The organism is Polynucleobacter sp. UB-Piko-W3, from assembly GCF_018881635.1.
GTDB lineage: Bacteria > Pseudomonadota > Gammaproteobacteria > Burkholderiales > Burkholderiaceae > Polynucleobacter.
Window position 1 is genome coordinate 1,289,258 of record NZ_JACVPY010000002.1, and the last position, 18,846, is coordinate 1,308,103.

General features: G+C 43.9%; 19 protein-coding genes and 1 tRNA gene. 5 read left to right on the forward strand and 15 right to left on the reverse strand.

Features of this window, described 5'->3' with window-relative positions; genetic code table 11:
• Positions 1 to 172 precede the first annotated feature (172 nt).
• Positions 173 to 1,324, forward strand: coding sequence for a beta-propeller fold lactonase family protein (locus ICN31_RS06955; protein ID WP_216259934.1), 1,152 nt, complete (start codon positions 173 to 175; stop codon positions 1,322 to 1,324).
• A 43-nt stretch (positions 1,325 to 1,367) separates the two neighbouring features.
• Here ICN31_RS06955 and ICN31_RS06960 read toward each other — a convergent pair whose 3' ends face one another.
• On the reverse strand, positions 1,368 to 2,465 hold the full coding sequence (locus ICN31_RS06960; protein WP_216259943.1) for an alpha/beta fold hydrolase: 1,098 nt from the start codon (positions 2,463 to 2,465) through the stop codon (positions 1,368 to 1,370).
• Between the two features lie 242 nt (positions 2,466 to 2,707).
• Here ICN31_RS06960 and ICN31_RS06965 point away from each other — a divergent pair, with 242 nt between their 5' ends.
• Positions 2,708 to 3,712, forward strand: coding sequence for a 2-hydroxyacid dehydrogenase (locus tag ICN31_RS06965; protein ID WP_216259945.1), 1,005 nt, complete (start codon positions 2,708 to 2,710; stop codon positions 3,710 to 3,712).
• A 22-nt stretch (positions 3,713 to 3,734) separates the two neighbouring features.
• Here the strand turns inward: ICN31_RS06965 and ICN31_RS06970 are convergent, their stop codons facing one another.
• The 6 genes from ICN31_RS06970 to ICN31_RS06995 form a co-directional block, all read right to left on the reverse strand.
• Positions 3,735 to 4,493 carry a class II aldolase/adducin family protein gene (locus ICN31_RS06970; protein WP_216259947.1) on the reverse strand — a complete coding sequence of 253 codons (759 nt, stop codon included), beginning with the start codon at positions 4,491 to 4,493 and terminating at the stop codon, positions 3,735 to 3,737.
• 7 nt (positions 4,494 to 4,500) lie between these two features.
• Positions 4,501 to 5,478 (reverse strand): tripartite tricarboxylate transporter substrate binding protein, encoded by a 978-nt coding sequence (locus ICN31_RS06975; RefSeq protein WP_216259949.1) that lies wholly within the window; start codon positions 5,476 to 5,478, stop codon positions 4,501 to 4,503.
• Positions 5,479 to 5,512: 34 nt separating this feature from the next.
• Positions 5,513 to 6,346 carry a fumarylacetoacetate hydrolase family protein gene (locus ICN31_RS06980; protein WP_370624279.1) on the reverse strand — a complete coding sequence of 278 codons (834 nt, stop codon included), beginning with the start codon at positions 6,344 to 6,346 and terminating at the stop codon, positions 5,513 to 5,515.
• Between the two features lie 110 nt (positions 6,347 to 6,456).
• Positions 6,457 to 7,962 carry an amidohydrolase family protein gene (locus ICN31_RS06985; RefSeq protein ID WP_216259951.1) on the reverse strand — a complete coding sequence of 502 codons (1,506 nt, stop codon included), beginning with the start codon at positions 7,960 to 7,962 and terminating at the stop codon, positions 6,457 to 6,459.
• Positions 7,963 to 8,005: 43 nt separating this feature from the next.
• Complete coding sequence (locus tag ICN31_RS06990) at positions 8,006 to 8,188, reverse strand: hypothetical protein (RefSeq protein WP_216259952.1); 183 nt, start codon at positions 8,186 to 8,188, stop codon at positions 8,006 to 8,008.
• On the reverse strand, positions 8,188 to 8,799 hold the full coding sequence (locus ICN31_RS06995; RefSeq protein ID WP_216259953.1) for an alternative oxidase: 612 nt from the start codon (positions 8,797 to 8,799) through the stop codon (positions 8,188 to 8,190). The genes ICN31_RS06990 and ICN31_RS06995 overlap by 1 nt, the downstream gene beginning before the upstream one ends.
• A 200-nt stretch (positions 8,800 to 8,999) precedes the next feature.
• On the opposite strand from ICN31_RS06995, the gene ICN31_RS07000 reads away from it, so the two are divergent.
• Complete coding sequence (locus ICN31_RS07000) at positions 9,000 to 9,695, forward strand: SDR family NAD(P)-dependent oxidoreductase (RefSeq protein ID WP_216259955.1); 696 nt, start codon at positions 9,000 to 9,002, stop codon at positions 9,693 to 9,695.
• 21 nt (positions 9,696 to 9,716) lie between these two features.
• On the opposite strand, the gene ICN31_RS07005 is transcribed toward ICN31_RS07000, so the two are convergent.
• Genes ICN31_RS07005 through ICN31_RS07015 form a run of 3 tightly spaced genes read right to left on the reverse strand, consistent with a single transcriptional unit; the run spans position 9,717 to position 11,685 of the window.
• Complete coding sequence (locus ICN31_RS07005) at positions 9,717 to 9,872, reverse strand: DUF2256 domain-containing protein (protein ID WP_216259957.1); 156 nt, start codon at positions 9,870 to 9,872, stop codon at positions 9,717 to 9,719.
• 8 nt (positions 9,873 to 9,880) lie between these two features.
• Complete coding sequence (locus tag ICN31_RS07010) at positions 9,881 to 11,416, reverse strand: cryptochrome/photolyase family protein (RefSeq protein ID WP_216259959.1); 1,536 nt, start codon at positions 11,414 to 11,416, stop codon at positions 9,881 to 9,883.
• Entirely contained in the window at positions 11,413 to 11,685 is a 273-nt protein-coding gene (locus ICN31_RS07015; protein WP_216259961.1) for a TIGR03643 family protein, read from the reverse strand. The genes ICN31_RS07010 and ICN31_RS07015 overlap by 4 nt, the downstream gene beginning before the upstream one ends.
• 57 nt (positions 11,686 to 11,742) lie before the next feature.
• Here ICN31_RS07015 and ICN31_RS07020 point away from each other — a divergent pair, with 57 nt between their 5' ends.
• Entirely contained in the window at positions 11,743 to 12,090 is a 348-nt protein-coding gene (locus ICN31_RS07020; RefSeq protein ID WP_216259963.1) for an HNH endonuclease, read from the forward strand.
• A gap of 64 nt (positions 12,091 to 12,154) precedes the next feature.
• On the opposite strand, the gene ICN31_RS07025 is transcribed toward ICN31_RS07020, so the two are convergent.
• The 5 genes from ICN31_RS07025 to rpsU all read right to left on the reverse strand — a co-directional run bounded on the left by ICN31_RS07025 (position 12,155) and on the right by rpsU (position 17,692).
• Positions 12,155 to 12,231, reverse strand: a tRNA-Ile gene (locus tag ICN31_RS07025).
• A gap of 13 nt (positions 12,232 to 12,244) precedes the next feature.
• Positions 12,245 to 14,704, reverse strand: coding sequence for an RNA polymerase sigma factor RpoD (rpoD, locus tag ICN31_RS07030; RefSeq protein WP_216259965.1), 2,460 nt, complete (start codon positions 14,702 to 14,704; stop codon positions 12,245 to 12,247).
• A gap of 223 nt (positions 14,705 to 14,927) precedes the next feature.
• The gene (gene dnaG, locus ICN31_RS07035; RefSeq protein WP_216259967.1) at positions 14,928 to 16,853 is read right to left on the reverse strand and encodes a DNA primase; all 1,926 of its coding nucleotides are present in this window, start codon (positions 16,851 to 16,853) and stop codon (positions 14,928 to 14,930) included.
• 51 nt (positions 16,854 to 16,904) lie between these two features.
• Positions 16,905 to 17,351: a GatB/YqeY domain-containing protein gene (locus tag ICN31_RS07040; protein ID WP_216259969.1), complete on the reverse strand. Its 447-nt coding sequence runs from the start codon at positions 17,349 to 17,351 to the stop codon at positions 16,905 to 16,907.
• Between the two features lie 128 nt (positions 17,352 to 17,479).
• On the reverse strand, positions 17,480 to 17,692 hold the full coding sequence (gene rpsU / locus ICN31_RS07045) for a 30S ribosomal protein S21 (RefSeq protein WP_011903537.1): 213 nt from the start codon (positions 17,690 to 17,692) through the stop codon (positions 17,480 to 17,482).
• A gap of 77 nt (positions 17,693 to 17,769) precedes the next feature.
• Between rpsU and tsaD the strand changes: the two genes are divergently transcribed.
• Entirely contained in the window at positions 17,770 to 18,843 is a 1,074-nt protein-coding gene (gene tsaD / locus ICN31_RS07050) for a tRNA (adenosine(37)-N6)-threonylcarbamoyltransferase complex transferase subunit TsaD (protein ID WP_216259971.1), read from the forward strand.
• Positions 18,844 to 18,846 lie beyond the last annotated feature (3 nt).

Sequence of the window (18,846 nt, forward strand, 5' to 3'; positions counted from 1 at the left end):
CCCCTCTCAACCCTGAAAAAGCTGAGATGACTGACCCTATACAGATCTCACTCAAGGCATAAATTGACATAAAACTAATGGAAGATACCAATGTTCCCAAAGCAAGAACAACAGTTATTCTGAAACAAGAATAATAAAAAGAAACTCAATAAAAAAATACCAAAGGGAGAGCATGATGAAAAGTATTTTCGGGAAGTTAGCTTTTGCAATATCTGGAGTGACAATAGCAACCACAGCGTATTGTGGCACTTACGTATATATCTCAAATATTGAAGATGCCGATATAGCAGCTTATGAACTAACAGCAGGGCCAAGTCCACACTTAAATTTAGTTGGACGCTTTCCTGCTGGAAAGTTTGCAATGCCTATGGCTGTGACACCCGATGGCAAAAATTTATATGCCTCCGTGCGCTCTAAGCCCTTTTCCCTATATATTTATCAAATTGACCAATCCAATGGGCAACTAAAATGGACTGGCTCAGTTCCATTGGCCGATAGCATGGTTGCTGTATCTACTGATAAAACTGGTAAATGGTTATTGGCAACCTCTTTTGGCGGTCACAACAACAGCGTTAACCAAATACAAGCAAATGGCTATGTCAATCCTGTTCCAGCAGAAGCATTTCCAAGTGGCGGTAAAAATCCACACGCCATCATATTTGACCAGTCCAATAAGTTTGTCTATGTACCCCAGCTAGGTACAGATGAAATCAAAATTCATACCTTTAATGCATCCCAAGCCAAGCCTCTCTCTGAGACATCAACTTCAGTAGCCCTCCAAAAACAACAGGGTCCGAGACATATTGTTATTTCGGATGATAATAAATTTGCCTATGTCATTACAGAGATGACTGGTGAAGTAGTGGTTTTCTCTCGGGATATCAAATCAGGAGGATTAACTCAAATTCAGGCTGTATCTAGTCTTCCAGCAGATAGTAAATTAGTACCTGGCAGACCAAGGCCTCCGACTGGTTCGCCAGAGGCGACTGCGTTTGATGACTCCAATATGATTTTCTGCGCTGAAATTAAGTTAACGCCTAATGGTAAATTTCTCTATACATCCGAGAGAACTAAGAGCACATTAAGCGGCTTTGAAGTCAATCCTCAAACAGGCAAAGTAAAGTATCTGTTTACGATACCTACAGAAGAAATGCCGAGAGGATTTAATGTTGATCCTAGTGGTCAATTTTTAGTTGCCTCCGGACAAAAGTCTGACAAGGTATCTCTCTACTCCATCAATCAAGCCAATGGTGAATTAAATCTGATTGAAAGAGTTGCTGGCGGCAAAGGAGCTAACTGGGTCACTTTCGTTAAAACGAAGTGAAATGATTTCTCTCAATACTAAAGCCACCCTTGGGTGGCTTTTTTTATTTTTTCAGTGCGCTTAAAAACTGCTTGATTGCTTTATTTTGAACTTCATTCTCGTTCGGTGTAACTCCTGCCCCTGAAAGATGTCCCATGGGTGAAGTCTCATTGATCGCGACATATTTCACCTGAGGTATATATTTTACCGACTCCTTGGCATCAGATTCTGGATTGAGCAAATCCCCGGTCCCCGCAAGAATGAGCGTCTTTGCCTTAATTGACTTCAATGCAGCAATCGTATCCCCATTAAAACCCTTTGTTTGCCCAATGTCATGGCGATCATAAGCGCGAGATTGCCAAATCCAATCATTTGCATCCATACGCTTCCAAGAAGCATCCTGAAGCTTATTGAGAAAATTAATTTCTGCCTCGGGACTATTGAACTGTTGATTTTGATAAGACGGTGTTCTAACAATCACTCCACTTAACCACCCTGCCCATAGTCGCATTCCTTTTTCAACGGGCTTGTCATATTTACCACCCTGATAAGCTGAGTCAGTCATGATGCTTTGCCTGAGCATCTCTAGAACCCCGGAAGTCCATGCATGGGTTTTAGCTAAAGGAATAATAGGTACGATTGACTGCATAGCATTGGGATAAGAAACAGCCCACTGCAAAGCTTGCATACCGCCCATGGAAGCACCGACCACCGATACTAGCTTGGTAATCCCAAAATGCTCAGTCACTAGTCGATATTGGCTATTCACCATATCTCGAATATTGAATTCCGGAAAGCTCACATTCGCCTGTGTTTGGCTATTGGATGGAGAGCTTGTCAAGCCATTACCAATTGCGTCTGTACAAATCACAAAATACTTATCTGTATCAAGAGCCTTGCCAGGACCAATCAAATAATCAATGCGATGATGATTTCCGCCAATCGCAGTAACCATCAGAATAGCATTCGATTTATCTGCATTCAGAACGCCCTGCGTCGTGAAAGAAATTTTGAAATTCTCAATAGTGGATCCATTTTCAAGGGGAAGATTGCCCTCTGCATAAGTTTGATGAGCTGGATCTGTATCTTTATGGGCATACGAGCTTGCCGAGAAAATGGTAAGCGTCAAACACACAATCAGAAAATGTAATTTTGTTTTCATAAGTCCTCTATCTAATCTTATTCCCAGAATGAAAAATCAGAATTTCCTTAGCGTCAAGGTCATAATGTTTCGCATTATTGGGCTTTTTTTATTTTAAGTATAGGCTAATGTTCAATATACTCCATGCTATTTCAGATGATGATTTCTATCCTTATTGGCTAGCCGGTACTTAAGCCTGAGATCAAAGACGGATGAGAGCAGAATTAGCTGTATATTTAAGCCATTAATGACATTGGAAGATCATGGATAGAAATATTCTAATAGTTGGAGAATACGGAAAAATATTTCTCGCCCCTCTGATTCAGGCTCTTGGAAAATCCTGGACAATTCAACACTGCACTGTCGAACAAGCTAAATCTGAATTGCTGGAGCTTGTCTCCAAGGCACACATTCTGGTTGTATCAGCTGAGTTGGTGTATTCCAAAGACCCGACACTAGTTCAGGATCTTATTACGGCGGGTAAGCAACTTCAATTAATCCAAGTACCATTTTCTGGTATGGAGTGGCTAAAAAAAGAATGGCTTCCTGATGGCTGCATTGTTTGTAATACCAATCAGCACTCTGAACCTATCGCCGAATACGTCATGCTGGGTGTTCTGGAGTTTGCAATTAATATGCGCCATATGGACCGGGAGCTTCGCCAAGGCAGATGGACTTATGGTGGCTCCATTGTGCGAGGACTGAAACATAGTGAGATTCAACATAAAACCATCGGTTTTATTGGTTTTGGACATATTGCTAAACGAGTCACTGAACTCGCCACTCCTTTTGGAATGGAGTTTATTGCGATTAGTCGCAATCCAAAGGTAGACGCTAGGTTGAAGTGGTGGAAAGACAGCTCACATCTAGAGACTTTATTGATGGAAAGTGATTACGTTCTCATTACTGCACCACTAAGCGAAAGTACTAGGGATTTGATTAATGGATCCACACTCAAAAAAATGAAGCCCACTGGCGTCATCATCAATGTTGCTAGGGGGCCGATTATTAATGAGGCAGCTATTTATCAGGCCCTCAAAAACCATGAGATTGGAGGCGCGCTACTGGATGTTTGGTATCAATATGCTAGTACTGATAATTTAGAAATGCGTCCATCAGCACTACCGTTCCATGAGCTAGATAACGTCATCATGACTCCTCATACTGCTAGCTGGACTGATCAACTCGATGAAAGAAGGATCGAATCAGTTGTAAAAAATATTCAAAACTTTATCGATCAAAAGCCTTTGGCTGAGATTGTTTTCTAAATAGCTATACCAACTTGAGATATTAGTTTTTATAAGTCGGGTCTAGCTTTTCTACAATCCGCAGCATTGCGGGCCATTCCATCTCCCCAAATGGCCTTCTGACGTGAGGTTGGTATAAATGATGGGTCTTCTGAATGACTTCATCAGGCGGCATCGTCAATTTCACACCGGAAGAGAGTGCATCCACCTGAGCCTTACACGCCATTTCTAGCCAATACAAAGTATTAAAGGCTTGGGCTGTGCTTGGGCCCACCGCTAGGAGACCATGATTCCTTAGAATCATGGCAGTTTGATCACCCAAATCTGCAACCAGGCGTGACTGCTCATCTAAATCAATCGCAACGCTTTCATAGTCGTGATAAGGAATCCCATGGAATCGCATTGCTGTTTGTGTAATTGGTAATAGGCCACATTCCATCGCAGAAACGGCCATACCAGCACGCGTGTGAGTATGAATCACACAGCTGACATTTTCTCTAGCGCGATGCACAGCACTATGAATCACATATCCAGCCTGATTAATACCAAAATCTGGATTGGGGTTATAGATAACTTCGCCATCTAAATTAATGGTGATGAGATTAGAAGCAGTGACTTCGTTGTACATCAACCCATACGGGTTAATAAGAATAAGCTCTTCTGCACTATCGGGAACTCTAGCGGTAATGTGGTTGTATATCAAATCACTCATGCCAAAATGAGCGACTAGCCTATAGCAAGCTGCTAAGTCAATGCGAGCCTGACGCTCCGCGGGACTAACAATATAACTGGATTTATCCATTACTCTTTTATTCCATTGGCTTAATGTTGAAATCACGAATCAACTTTCCAGTATTCTCGTAATCATTTTTTAAGAACACTGAAAACTCTCCAGAGGAGGATGAAGCTCTTACCTCAGCCCCACCCTTTGCTAACTTCGCGCGCGTCTCTGGCTCTTGCAAAATAAGATTGATTTCGTTTAATAAGGTTTTCTGAATGGCTGGCGGCAGTCCAACTGGGCCAAAAAGTCCTAGCCAAGCTCCAATTTCAAAACCCGGAAAACCTTGCTCAACTACCGTTGGGATTTCTGGCGCAAGTTCTGTTCTTTTCAGTGTAGCAACTGCCAAGGGCTTTAACTTACCTGCTCGCACCATCGCAATACTGGAAGATAGCGTATCAAAAGTAACTGGTAATTGCCCACCAATCACATCTGCTTGTGCTTGACTGCTGCCTTTATAGGGAACCTGGGTCATTTCAATATTGGCACGCTTAGCCAGCACCGACATTACCAAGTTACTGGTAGCGCCATTACCAGTAGATCCATAGCTAATCGGGGTTGGGCTCTTTTGCGCATTTGCCAGAAATTGTTGCAAAGTATTAGCCGGATCATTCGGATTGACCACCATTAAATAAGGCAACCATACCAGCATTCCAATTGGCGTGAAATCCGTCAGAGGGCTGTAACTAAGGGTTTTATAAATATGGGGGTTGATTGACATCGGCGCAGAAGCACTTACCAACAAGGTATATCCATCTGGCTTAGCCTTAGCAGCAATTCCTGCCCCGATACTTCCTGCCACACCAACTTTGTTTTCTACTAAAAATTGCTGCCCCATTCTCTGAGAAAGGCGATCGGCCATGATGCGCGTGACTGTATCGGTGCCCGTACCCGGCGGGAAACCAATGATGATCGTTACAGGTCTATCCGGATAAGCCGCCAGCACAACTAAGGAGCTACTCGACAAGATAGAAAATACCAATGTCCTGATAAAGAATTGAAGTTTCACTAAGCCCCCATTATTTTTTAAAGTTTTTTTAGATTTAAACAACCTTAATGACCAAATCTGGCAATCGATCTATAGAGCAACGAATCACATCACCCTTGACGACTGGACCGACATTTTCAGGAGTGCCTGAGTAGATAATGTCTCCAGGGTATAGCTCATTTGCTTCAGATAATTTAGAAATTTGCTCAGCTACCGACCAAATCATTTGAGACAAATCTGCTTTTTGCTTTACAGTCCCATTGACTGAGAGTTCGATATTCCCCTTGGTGAAATGTCCAATATTGGCAAGCGGGAAAATGGGACCAATAGGTGCTGAGTGATCAAAGGACTTACCAATTTCCCAAGGCTTCTTTTGATCCCCCATAAAACGCTGCAGGTCTCTGCGCGTCATATCTAAGCCAAGTGCATAACCAAATATATGATCAAGTGCTTTCTCAACTGGGATATTCTTGCCGCCTTTGTTTAAGGCTGCGACTAGCTCGACCTCATAGTGGTAATTCTTAGTCAAAGTTGGATAAGGATGATCTACGATTTTGTTTGGCGCAACAAACTGAATGGCATCCGTTGGCTTTTGAAAGAAAAATGGGGGTTCACGAGTTGGGTCAGAACCCATTTCTCTTGCATGCGCTGCATAGTTTCTACCAATGCAATAGATTCTGCGCACCGGAAATTCTTGGCTACTGCTAGCAATAGGAATGTAGACCTGCTCAACATTAAAAGGGGTTTTAATACCCTTCTCATGCGCCTGACTTACGCCTGTACTACTCAGAATAGCAGTACCCACACTCATTTTCAATACATTACGGCGTGTAATATTTTTTTCTTGCGTCATCTTCTCTATTCCATTAAATACAATTTTTGCAGCCATCAAGATTTGGTTTATAAGCAATCAATTTATACAGCAATCAGGGGTAGGAGTAGCCAGTAAATTCCCGCATCCATTATTCGCAAATAAGTGCAGATAATAGTTAGACTAAATTAAGCCTGCATATAACCATATCTGAGGTTGGTTCTGCCATCCCCATACTGGTCATAATTCACTTTTGCTAAGGCAACCTTATCAGTCATTAAGGCAGCTCGTTGTGCAGCAGTAAAGTTATAAAGCCGTGCAGAATTTTCGCCAAAGATTGCTCGCTTGACTGCTCCATCTGCAGCCCCCAGAGGACTAAAGCCATATTTTTTCTGCATATCCTCAGGAATCTCTAATCTACGTAGGGCCTCAATTTGCCACTGGGGGGAGCCCGTCCAGATGGCGTCGGTACCCCAAACAACATGATCTGCCCCTAAGCCTTGAATGAGCTGACCGAGCATCGCAGCACATAGCCTTGGCTCCGCAATAGTACTTTGGGCAAAAATTTGACCTAAATCTCCATAGACATTCGTGACACCTGTTTTTTGTGGGATCTGAGCTAAATCTGTTACCCAATCAATGCGGCCAGATTGTCTAAATTGCTCCCATCCTATATCCCAGGTTCCGCCTGTATAACGAAAAGCGGAATGGTAAATAACGAAATTTAATTGAGGCCAATCTTTAGCAGCTTTCGCAACATCATCTACTTTCGCATAAGCCAATAAGTGAGGATATTGCTGCGTGATTGATGGCGGATAAAGACCTTTATGAACACAGACATTAGCTAAGCTTGGCTTAGCTTTACTCCATTTCGCTAACTTTTCATAAAAGGGATAAAGTAATTTTTCATCATCAAGACGCCAAGGATGCTTTGAAAGTTGCTTATTAGTGTTATCGCCGATGGTGTAGCCCTTAAAAGAATCTGGCTTTAGATTTTCGTGATCTGCTTCGGCCTTTTCTAACCAACCTGGCATTCCTGGCATAAAAATTGCGTGTGAAAACATTCTTTTAGTGCCGGACCCTTGATTCACTGATTCACGCGCCTGCGCTTTCATTGCATTAGTTAAAAACCAATCTCGTGGATCCTCAGATCCAGAGCCAGAAATCAATGCCACTTTAGTATCGCTATCTAAATAGACCTCTTTAAAGTAATTGGCAAACTTCAAGTCATCCAAGGTTTGTGGCTTACCAACTAAAGCAGGATTCCATGAGGCCTTGCCTACAGCCTCGCGAGATCTCACAAAGCCTTCTAGCCGGGTATCGTCACGCAAGAAATGGGTATGCATATCCATAATGAACTGATCTTTTAACAAAGCAGATCTTTGATTAGCCAGCTCTGGTGTTGCAGCCTCGGCATGACTAACGCTATACATCGGGCCAAAGGTGTCATTCATTGCCAAAAAAGCTGCTGCCATTCCTGCAGCACTTTGAAAAAATCGGCGGCGAGGTATGCCTTGGTGCTTAGCAAGGGTTGTACCAATCTCTTTGATGCGATTCTCAAATTCTTTTTGCTTGGGAGTCTGCACACCAGGCAAAAACTCATCACTTGAAATTGCTTGGGTAGGTATCGGAGAACGAAAACGGGCTTTTTCTGCTGGAATTAATCCTGCAATTTCATCAGGAGTCATCATCATTTAAGCTTCCTATAGTCAAAAGAGAGCCTGCTTTAAACTCAATTTACGAGTTAGGCTTGATCTTATCGGAGTCCTGCTTTTGGCTTTTATCGATAGCTGTTTGTAGATTCAAGCTAGGTGCGGACATTTTTTCACCGTCCCACACTTGGCCACACCAACACTCGCCTGCATCATTAATGATGCAAACACCTGAGCCACAGCAGCGCTTATCTGGAGTCTTCATCATTAAGCCTTGTCATAGTCACTAGCAAATTGATGGTTTGTATCCCGGTGGTGGGCTTCATCATTGCGAACAGCAATCACGACATCTCGTAGAGTTGCGCTAGGTTCAAGCTTCCAGTAATCAATAGCAATTTGGGGGGCTGGAACATTCGGTATGCGCCCCTCATCAATTTCTTTTAAATACTCGGTATAGGAATAGACTGCCTCTTCCTCAAAATAGCCGACGATACGATGGGCAGTTCTAGGAAAGAATACATAAATAATGAAAAAGAAATTCCAGAAAATAGCCTGCGCGATCAAAACAAGGTAGCGCTCAAACCGATTGGGATTTGCAATCTCGATGAAAGTCATGAGATGCATTCTTTCATTCTCAGCCTCTGCTAAAAGTGTTCGTATCTTTGGCCCATAGCCAACCTTCATACTCCGCAGGCTTGTTAAATGAGTCCACATTCCGGCAACCATTCCGGGGACTCCTGCCACAGTTTCTAAAACAACAGCTCGGTGCCCATAGCGCTTCTTAAAAAAGGTGTCTGCAAAAAAGCGCATCCCTTTAGTAAAAAATAAGGCAACTCGATCAGAAAATCCAAGGGGTATGTAGTGTTCAGTCTGCTTCATATAAATCACTTTAAATGATTCTTACATTTTACGCCCACATGAAAATGACGCGCCCCTAGGCCAACCGTCCTAGAGGGGCTTAGCCTAGGGAAATCATGGTAATCACAATAAAGCAGCCCTAAAAAGCCAAATCAGTCCCTATTGAGCAGGTTTAAGACTTCTTCACTAAACTGAATGAAAGCGACATTATTTAAGGCACCTTGAAACTGCTTCCAAACCCTTTTTCTGCCCTCATTATTGGCTCCTCTGGAACCATTGGCACGGCGTTTATGGAGCTACTTAAAAACAACCCCCAATGCTCAAATGTCTTGGGTATTCATCGTCATTCAGAACATAGCATTGATTACCAAGATCCAGAGTCTATAGAATCTTGTGCCACAGCATTCTCTCAGGAAGCACCTTTTCAACTCATCATTAATACGATTGGAGTCCTGCACACCAACCACTCGATGCCTGAAAAGAAGCTAGACGATCTGAATACTGAACAACTAGAAGAGCTGATGAAGATCAACGCTATTGGTCCAGCACTCACCGTTAGGCACTTCTCTAAATTACTGGATCCCAAACATAGCATCATGGTTAACCTGTCGGCTAAAGTTGGCAGCATTGAAGATAACCGCCTTGGTGGTTGGTATAGCTACCGAGCTTCGAAGGCCGCGCTCAATATGCTGATCAAAACAGCGTCTATTGAATGGGCGCGTACCAAACCGAACACTGCTCTGATCGCAATGCATCCTGGTACCGTGAACTCAAGACTCTCAAAACCATTTCGCGGCGAGCAGATTGGTAGGCCTGCGCACGATGCAGTGGCAGATATGTTTCGAGTGATTGAAAGTCTCAAGAAAGAAGATTCAGGAAGCTTTCTTTCTTACTCAGGCGAAAGATTGCCCTGGTAAAAGCAAATCGCTGATTAAGGTCTACGCCTTAGGCGCTTTTTTCCTACAAGCGTCTGAACAGTATTTAACAAACTCCCAATTTTTGGCCCAAGACTTTCTCCAGATCATCTCTTTTTTGCAGACAACGCAAATTTTGTTTGGTAGATAACTTTTATTGCCCTTAAAGGAAGTACTCATATCAATCCCTAGAGATCATTGAGATGATTGAGGAGGTGATCGGCATGCCCCACGATCGACTCTTGATCCTCATCGCTAATTCTCTTGAGATTGGCAGTCATCAGCTTTGTACGTGGACTGGATTCAAACTGACTGCGATGCTTAATTAAAAAATTCCAATACAAGGTTGTTACAGGGCAAGCAGTCTCTCCAAATCGAATATCTGGCTTGTACTGACACGAGCTGCAATAATTACTCATGCGCTTGATATAGGCGCCACTAGCAATATAGGGCTTACTAGTGAAGCGTCCACCATTTGCAAACAAAGCCATGCCAGCGGTATTGGGAAGCTCCACCCACTCAATCGCATCGACATAAATTGCCAAGTACCAATCACAGACTTCTGATGGCAAGATCTCGGCTAGTAGAGCAAAGTTGCCGGTCACCATGAGGCGCTGAATGTGATGGGCATAGCCATACTGCAGCGTTTGGCCGATCGCATCTTTCATGCAGGCCATATTAGTTTGACCTGTCCAATACCATTGAGGCAAGGGTCTTTGATGGTTGTAATAATTATCTTGAGCCATCTTGGGCATATCTAAGTAATACATGCCTCTTACAAATTCTCGCCAGCCTAATATTTGACGAATAAACCCTTCAACCGTAGAAAGATCTAAGGAGTATTTTTTCCAGGCCCGTAAAACAGCAGCAATCACTTCTCTTGGATTAAGCAACTTCAGATTAAGCGAGCTCGACAAAATAGAATGCCAGCCAAACGGGGTATCAGTCCACATCGCATCCTGAAATACCCCAAAGTTTCTTAAGCGATATTCCACAAAATAGTCTAGCGCTCCTAGAGCTTGGGCTCGAGTTACTGGCCACCGAAAATGATCTAGTGAGCCAGGGTGATTTGGATAGGTAGCGTTAACAAACTCAAGAACCTCTTTGGTAACTGCATCTGGCTCAAATAAAACGGGGGCCTCAATGATGCCAGGGCCTTTTTTTGAATAGGGCTTACGATTATCTTGATCAAAATTCCACTGCCCACCCTCAGGGTTTCCTTCAGAATTAACCAGAATATTGTGGCGCTTACGCATTAGGCGATAAAAGTACTCTAGCCGTAATTCTTTTTTATCAGCCACCCATTCAACAAATTCTTGATGCGAGCAATAAAAGTGATCGTCCTCACGCATCTCCAGCCTAAGCGATAGCTCTCTTGCTAATGCTTCTATCTGCTGCTTTAAGCGCCATTCGCCTGGCTCAACGCAGATAAGGTTTGTAATCCCGCCTTGGATCATTTTTTCTTTTAAGGTCTCTACGATTGACAGAGGCGAGCTTTGAATATAAGTCAGGGGGTAATTAAGCTTTTTTAACTGAGCAGCAAAGTGCCGCATTGCAGATAAAAACAGAGCAATCTTGGCTTTATGGGACCAAACATATTGCGCCTCTGATATTGACTCAATCATGACTATTTCATCAGTTTTGAAATCAAAATCTCTGAGGGCGGCCCCTTTTAAATCGAGCTGATCTCCCAGAATCAGCACTAAGCGTTTAATAGACTTCATTTATTTTTATACTGCGTTGGGCAATAGGCGCGATCAACTAACTTACTTCGAAGCGCAACGTGCTTTGTAGCCCTTCCAGTAACGCGCTTACGCCATAACTCAAAAGAGCCTCGCTTAAGTTCATGGCGCATCAATTGAATGACTTGTGGTTCAGATAGGCCGAATGATTTCTCAATTGCATCAAATGGGGTCCGATCTTCCCAGGCCATCTCAATCAGGCGAGATATATCAGATTCAGAAAGGATTTTTGATGAGAATTTTGCCACCATGCAAGTTTATGACTTATTTACTAAACTTGTACGACACATGAATATTTTAAAAACCAGATGATTGGCAAAATTCGTAAGAAGTTGATTTCGCTTGCGCCAACACCATTCATAAAAGTGGTAGATGTGGCCTGCCCTATCTGCAACCGCCCTATCCCTGATTCCCAAAAAGATGCTCATCACCTCATACCAAAGTCCAAGGGTGGAAAAACTACCGAGTACCTACACCGCATTTGTCATCGTCAAATACATGCCCTCTTTACCGAAACTGAACTAGCCACGCAATTTAATACTGCGGCGGCTCTTCAAGAGCATCCCGAAATGCAACGATTTATTCATTGGGTTAAATCTAAGCCCAATCACTTCTATGAAAAATCACGTAGAAGTTCTCGATTGAAAGAAATCTAACTCTTACCTAAGGCGAGTCTCTAAAGACAAAACCCTCACCATTTCTGATGAGGGTTTGCTTTTCTGGTGGGCCCACCAGGACTTGAACCTGGGACCAAAGGATTATGAGTCCTCTGCTCTAACCAACTGAGCTATAGGCCCGTTAATCTTTGGATCAATCTTCCTCGAGGAAAGTCTTGAGCTTGTCGCTACGGCTTGGATGACGCATTTTTCTCAAGGCCTTCGCTTCAATCTGACGTATACGCTCACGCGTTACATCAAACTGTTTGCCTACTTCTTCGAGAGTATGGTCTGTACTCATCTCCACACCAAAGCGCATACGCAATACTTTTGCTTCACGTGGTGTTAATGAATCCAGAACATCTTTGACAACGTCACGCATAGATTCATGCAGAGCTGCTTCGGCTGGAGCCAAGGTATTGCCATCCTCAATGAAGTCGCCCAAATGAGAATCTTCATCATCGCCAATTGGAGTCTCCATCGAGATTGGCTCTTTAGCAATCTTCATGATCTTACGAATCTTGTCTTCCGGAATCTCCATCTTGAGCGCCAGGGTTGCAGCATCTGGCTCATGGCCAGTTTCTTGCAAGATCTGACGGCTGATACGATTCATCTTATTGATCGTCTCAATCATGTGCACTGGAATACGGATGGTTCTTGCTTGGTCAGCAATAGAGCGGGTAATTGCTTGACGAATCCACCATGTTGCATAAGTAGAGAACTTATAGCCACGACGGTATTCAAACTTATCTACCGCTTTCATCAAGCCAATATTACCTTCTTGAATCAAGTCCAAGAACTGCAGACCACGGTTGGTATATTTCTTGGCAATGGAGATTACTAGACGTAAGTTAGCTACCGTCATCTCACGCTTAGCCTCACGGGTACGCTTCTCACCTGCAGTCATCTGCTTATTCACTTCTTTTAACTCTGGCAGCGGAATGACTACGCGGGTCTGAATATCAATCAACTTCTGTTGAAGTTCCTGAATGGCAGGCACGTTACGTTGTAAAAGTGGGCCGTAGGGCTTGTTCTCTTTGAGAAGCTTATCAGTCCAGGTTAGATTCATTGCCATCTTCGGGAAGTCTTTTAATACTTCACCACGATTGACACCAATCTTATCTACTAACAAACTCACAATGCCGCGCTCTAGCTTCCATACTTGGTCAACCTGAGAGCGCATAGTGTCACATAACTTCTCAACACTTTTCGCTGTTAAGCGGAAACCTAATAACTCGCCACGAATGAGATCTTGCGCCTTGATATAAGCAGGACAGTTATAACCATCCTTATCAAAAGCACGACGCATTTTGTCGGCTTGCGTGCGAACGATGGCAAATTTCTCGAGGGAGATTTGTTTTAACTCTTCGAGCTGTTTAGCATTGGCTGCTGCAGCGGCAGCACCTCCGCCGCCACCTTCATCATCACCTTCATCTTCCTCAGCATTAGGATCAATCTCTGGCTCTTCGGGCCCCAACTTAATATCTTCAGCATTTGGATCTACCAAGCCATCCACAAACTGATCAATCTCGATCTCGCCAGTAGTAATCTTGTCCACGTTACTCAAGATTTCACTAATAGTGACTGGGCAGGCAGCTAAGGCCATCACCATATCTTTGAGGCCAGCCTCAATCTTCTTCGCAATCACAATCTCGCCTTCGCGAGTCAGAAGGTCTACAGTACCCATCTCACGCATATACATACGGACTGGATCGGTAGTGCGGCCAAATTCTGAATCAACTGTAGAGAGAGCTGCTTCAGCCTTTTCTTCAGCCTCTTCTTCAGAAGCTGCAGCTTCCGTGTTGTCAGACAGAATTAATGTTTCTGCGTCAGGAGCCTGCTCATAAACAGTAATACCAATATCGTTCAATAAGCTGATCAAGGTTTCTAATGCATCAGCATCAGACAACTCATCAGACATCACGTCATTCATTTCACCATGGGTTAAATAACCCTTGGACATACCCATCTTGATCAAGGTCTTCAAACGAGCGCGGCGTAACTCCTGTTGCTCTTCGGTGCCTAATTGCTGAGCTGCGAATTCTTTTAAGAGTGCTTTCTCTTTTGCTTTGCGCTCACGTGCTTTTTGACGATCCGTTAAAACTGGCTCAGCGCCATCAGAAGGAGCTTCTACTTTAGCCTTGCGACCGCGCTTTTTCTCTTCCTCAACTACTGGGGCAGTAACTTCGGCTGCCTTTGCTTTTTTACCTTTAATTTCTTCAGCCTTTGCTACTGCAGAAGCTTTCACTTTTTTTACTGGCTCGGGCTTGGCGGCTTTAACTTTAGTAGACGCTGTTTTAGCAGCAGCCTTCAGTGGTTTTGCTGGGGCCTTCACCGCCTTCACAGGCTTCGCTTTTTTAGCCACTGGTTTAGTAGCAGCTTTTGCTTTTGAAGCAGGCTTCGCTTTTTTAGCTGCCGGCTTAGCAATTGCTTTTGCTTTTGAAGCAGGCTTGGCAGCAACCTTCACTGGTTTAGCTGGAGCTTTCGCTTTCTTGGCTACTGGTTTAGCAGCAGCCTTTGCTTTTGGCTTAGCGGCGGCCTTCACTGGTTTAGCTGAAGCTTTCGCTTTCTTGGCTACTGGTTTAGCTGGTTTTTTGGTCTTGGTATTAGGCATTTATTAGCACTTACTCACATTACTGTTATTGATATCGACTGATTAAGTACAGCCCCGTAGTCCACTTGCCCAAAATTTCATCAAAATAAAGCGCAAGTAGCTGAATTAATTCATTTTTTTCTTGGGAACAGAGGATTATAGTCGATTGTGACTTTTTTAGTCCCCGATATACTAAAAATATAGGCTTATTTCAGGCTATCTTTAGGGGTGTTTGCGTAAATACTTAAGAGAATTTCAGCTTTTCGCCTAATTCACGATATCTAGCGCGATCTAGGTCGTTAGCCGTACTACCAGCAATCTTTTGAGCTATTGCGGTCATTTCTTGCTTTAAGTAGGTCAGTTCTAGCTTTTTAAAGGCGCCCTCTAAGTCTGCCGTAGCCCCATCAAGGTCTAAATCAGACCCCATGACGCGATTTCTGAGTAACTCGTACAAGGGTGCAAGCTCACTGCGCGAGAGTTGGTCTTGGAACATTGCGAAAGCCCCGGCGCCAGCAGTAGCAGATTTATTGCCCTCGCCTGGAATCAATTCCACTAAGTCACATTGGGATAAAAGATCTTGCATTAATAAGAAGGCTTTAGTTGATCGCTGTTCTGCAGCCTTCAATGCCAGTGAGCGTTTGTTAGCATCTAATGATTTTCCAAGATGTGGAAACTGAATCAGTACACGCAACATTTGCTCTGCTAAATCAGTCGGTGCCTTCGGTGGCTCAATATTTTGTGTCGCAACGCGTTTTGCAGAACCCTTAGACGCTTGCCAAGGGGCGCCCTGCCGATTACTGTTGGCAAAAGAATTTTGATTGATTGGTGATCTGGCTTGTTGTGCAGGAGCTGGCACTACTGTTAAACCACAAAATGACTCAAGCTCTGCCGGAGTCGTATTCGTTCGAATCGCGAGCTCACGCAAAATCTGAGTACGCAATGCAATGGGTGGCATCGAGAGCAATAATGGCTTGGCAGCATGATGAGTATGGGCTCTACCCTCTGGGGTAGTGAGCTCGTGGTCTTCACTAACAATCTTAAAGAAGAAGCTAGAGATCGACATTGCTTCTTTAATGACTTTCTCAAATGCAGCTGCGCCATAAGCGCGCACATAGCTATCAGGATCATGCTCTGTCGGTAAGAATAAGAAACGAATTTCTTTATCGTCAGACATCAGCGGTAAACAAGCTTCAAGTGCACGCTGTGCTGCACGTTGACCAGCAGAGTCGCCATCAAATGAGAAAATTACTTTGTCTGTTTGTCTGAGTAGCATCCGTACGTGGTTTGCAGTACATGCAGTTCCTAAGGTGGCTACTGCATTGGGGAAACCTAACTGTGCTAGCGCCACCACATCCATATAACCTTCGCAAACCAAGACGTATTCTTGCGCACGAATCGCTTGCCTTGCTTCAAATAATCCGTAGAGCGTATTACCTTTTGAAAACAATGGTGTCTCAGGAGAATTTAAATATTTTGGCTCACCTTGATCCAGAATACGCCCACCAAAGCCAATGGTTTGACCTTTGGGATTACGAATAGGAAACATCACACGATCACGAAAGCGGTCGTAACGTTTTATTGGAGCGCCTTCAGACTGCTCCCCCTGAATCAGAAGGCCGCCCTCTACAAGAGTCTTTGCTACTTCATCATTGGTATAAGGGCCGAACACTGCCTCCAGTCCTTGCCAGCCATCTGGGGCATAGCCCAAGGCATAACGTTTTGCGATCTCACCGGTCAGACCACGACCCTTTAAATACTCTACTGCCCTGGTATTGCCTTTGAGTTGTTGGCGATACCAATCTGCTGCTGAGCTCATCACCTCACTTAAAGCCATCGCTTGCTGCGCTCTTGCCACATCATTGGCGGTGCGCTCTTCGCGAGGCACATCTAGCCCTGCAGAGCGCGCCAAATCCTCAATCGCATCTACATAACCAAGGCCAGAGTACTCCATCAAGAAACTAATGGCAGATCCATGGGCACCACAGCCAAAGCAGTGATAGAACTGCTTTGTAGGTGATACCGAAAATGAAGGGGACTTTTCTGAATGAAAGGGGCACAAACCTTGGTAATTTGCACCGGCTTTTTTTAACTTAACGTGCTGCCCAACCACATCAACGATGTCAACCCGATTTAAAAGATCGGCAATGAAGGATTGTGGAATAAGCGCCATTAGGCTAGCAGTATGAAACTGTTTTACTGAGTTGGCTAGTCGCTCAATTACTTACTTAGCGAGTGCGGCTTTTACTAAAGCAGATACCTTACCCATATCAGCCTTACCAGCTAATAGACCCTTTAGAGCGCCAATCACTTTACCCATATCTTGTAGGCCAGTAGCGCCTGTAGAAGCAACTACTGCTGCAACTGCAGCCTCTACTTCTGCATCCGACATTTGGGCAGGCAAGTAGGCTTGCAAGATGGTCATTTCAGCAACTTCGATTGCAACCAAATCATCACGATTGGCTTTTTCAAACTGAGAGATGGAATCTTTACGCTGCTTAATCATTTTTTCAATAATCGCAATCACAGCAGCATCATCCAGAACAATTCGATCATCAACCTCACGTTGCTTAATCGCAGCAAGCAATAAACGAATAGCCCCTAGACGTGCAGTCTCTTTTGCACGCATAGCATTTTTCATATCTTCAGTGATTTGATCTTTTAGACTCATGGCATTTTCCTAATGTTGAATATATCTCGCTGCCTAGCTGTGATTAGCAATTCAAAAAGCAAAAACCCGCTGCGTTTCACCGTCAGCGGGCTTCAAAGCTTCTCGGTGAAGAGAGCTTTTAAATTCTATTAGTAAAGCTTCTTAGGCAACATTTGGCTACGAATACGCTTGTAATGGCGTTTTGCAGCGGCGGCCTTTTTACGCTTACGCTCAGCCGTTGGCTTCTCGTAAAACTCGCGGGCACGCAAGTCTGTCAAAAGACCATTTTTTTCAATGGTGCGCTTGAAACGGCGCAATGCCACTTCAAATGGTTCGTTTTCGCGGAGGCGGACTGTAGTCATACTTATTTAACTCGTATATGCTCGATAAATATCGAAAAATTAACTGAATTGCGATTCTAGCACGACAAAACCAAAAAATGATTGTTTTAGGAATAGAAACTTCTTGTGATGAGACCGGGGTGGCTTTATACAACACTACCCCTTGGGAAGAGGGCAAACCTGCATTCCAGGGCATTCTGGGCCAAGGTTTACACTCCCAGATCGCTATGCACCGTGACTACGGGGGTGTAGTTCCAGAACTAGCCTCAAGAGACCATATCCGACGTGTTTTACCCCTTTTAGATCAATCTTTAAGCCAATCTGGGCTCAAATTAGCTGATATTGATGCGGTTGCTTTTACTCAGGGGCCCGGCCTTGCGGGTGCCCTTCTGGTGGGCAGCGCGTTTGCTAAATCCCTGGCCCAAGGGCTGAATTTGCCCTCCATTGGGGTTCATCACCTTGAAGGACATCTACTTTCTCCGCTTTTAGGCCAAAGCGCTCCCCAATTTCCATTTATTGCCCTACTTGTCTCTGGTGGTCACACCCAGCTCATGAAAGTTTCTGGCATTGGTCAATATGAGCTTTTAGGCGAAACCATGGATGACGCTGCCGGTGAAGCGTTTGATAAGACTGCTAAATTATTGGGATTGAACTATCCAGGTGGCGCAGCCATTTCTAAACTGGCAGAAAAAGGGCGACCTGGAATTTTTGATCTACCCAAACCGATGTTGCACTCTGGCGATTTAGACTTCTCTTTCTCGGGACTTAAGACTGCGGTTCTAAATCAAGTGAAAAAGTTTGAAGAGAGAAAGATTACAGACTCTTCTGAAGTGGCGCAATTTCATACGGATCTTGCCAGAAGCTTTGTCGATGCCATCGTTACAGTGCTAGTGAGTAAATCAGAAAAGGCACTCAAACAAACTAGCTGCAAACATTTAGTGCTTGCTGGTGGTGTGGGAGCCAATATGCAATTACGAAATGCACTTAATGACAAAGCGAAAAAGAATCGTTTTGAAGTTCACTATCCACCACTAGAACTTTGTACTGATAACGGAGTCATGATTGCTTTTGCTGGAGCACTACGCATGTTAGCCAAAAATAATGGCTCCACAACTTCTGGAGCCTTTGACATCAAACCCCGTTGGGATTTGCAAAGCAATAATTTGATTTAGCTT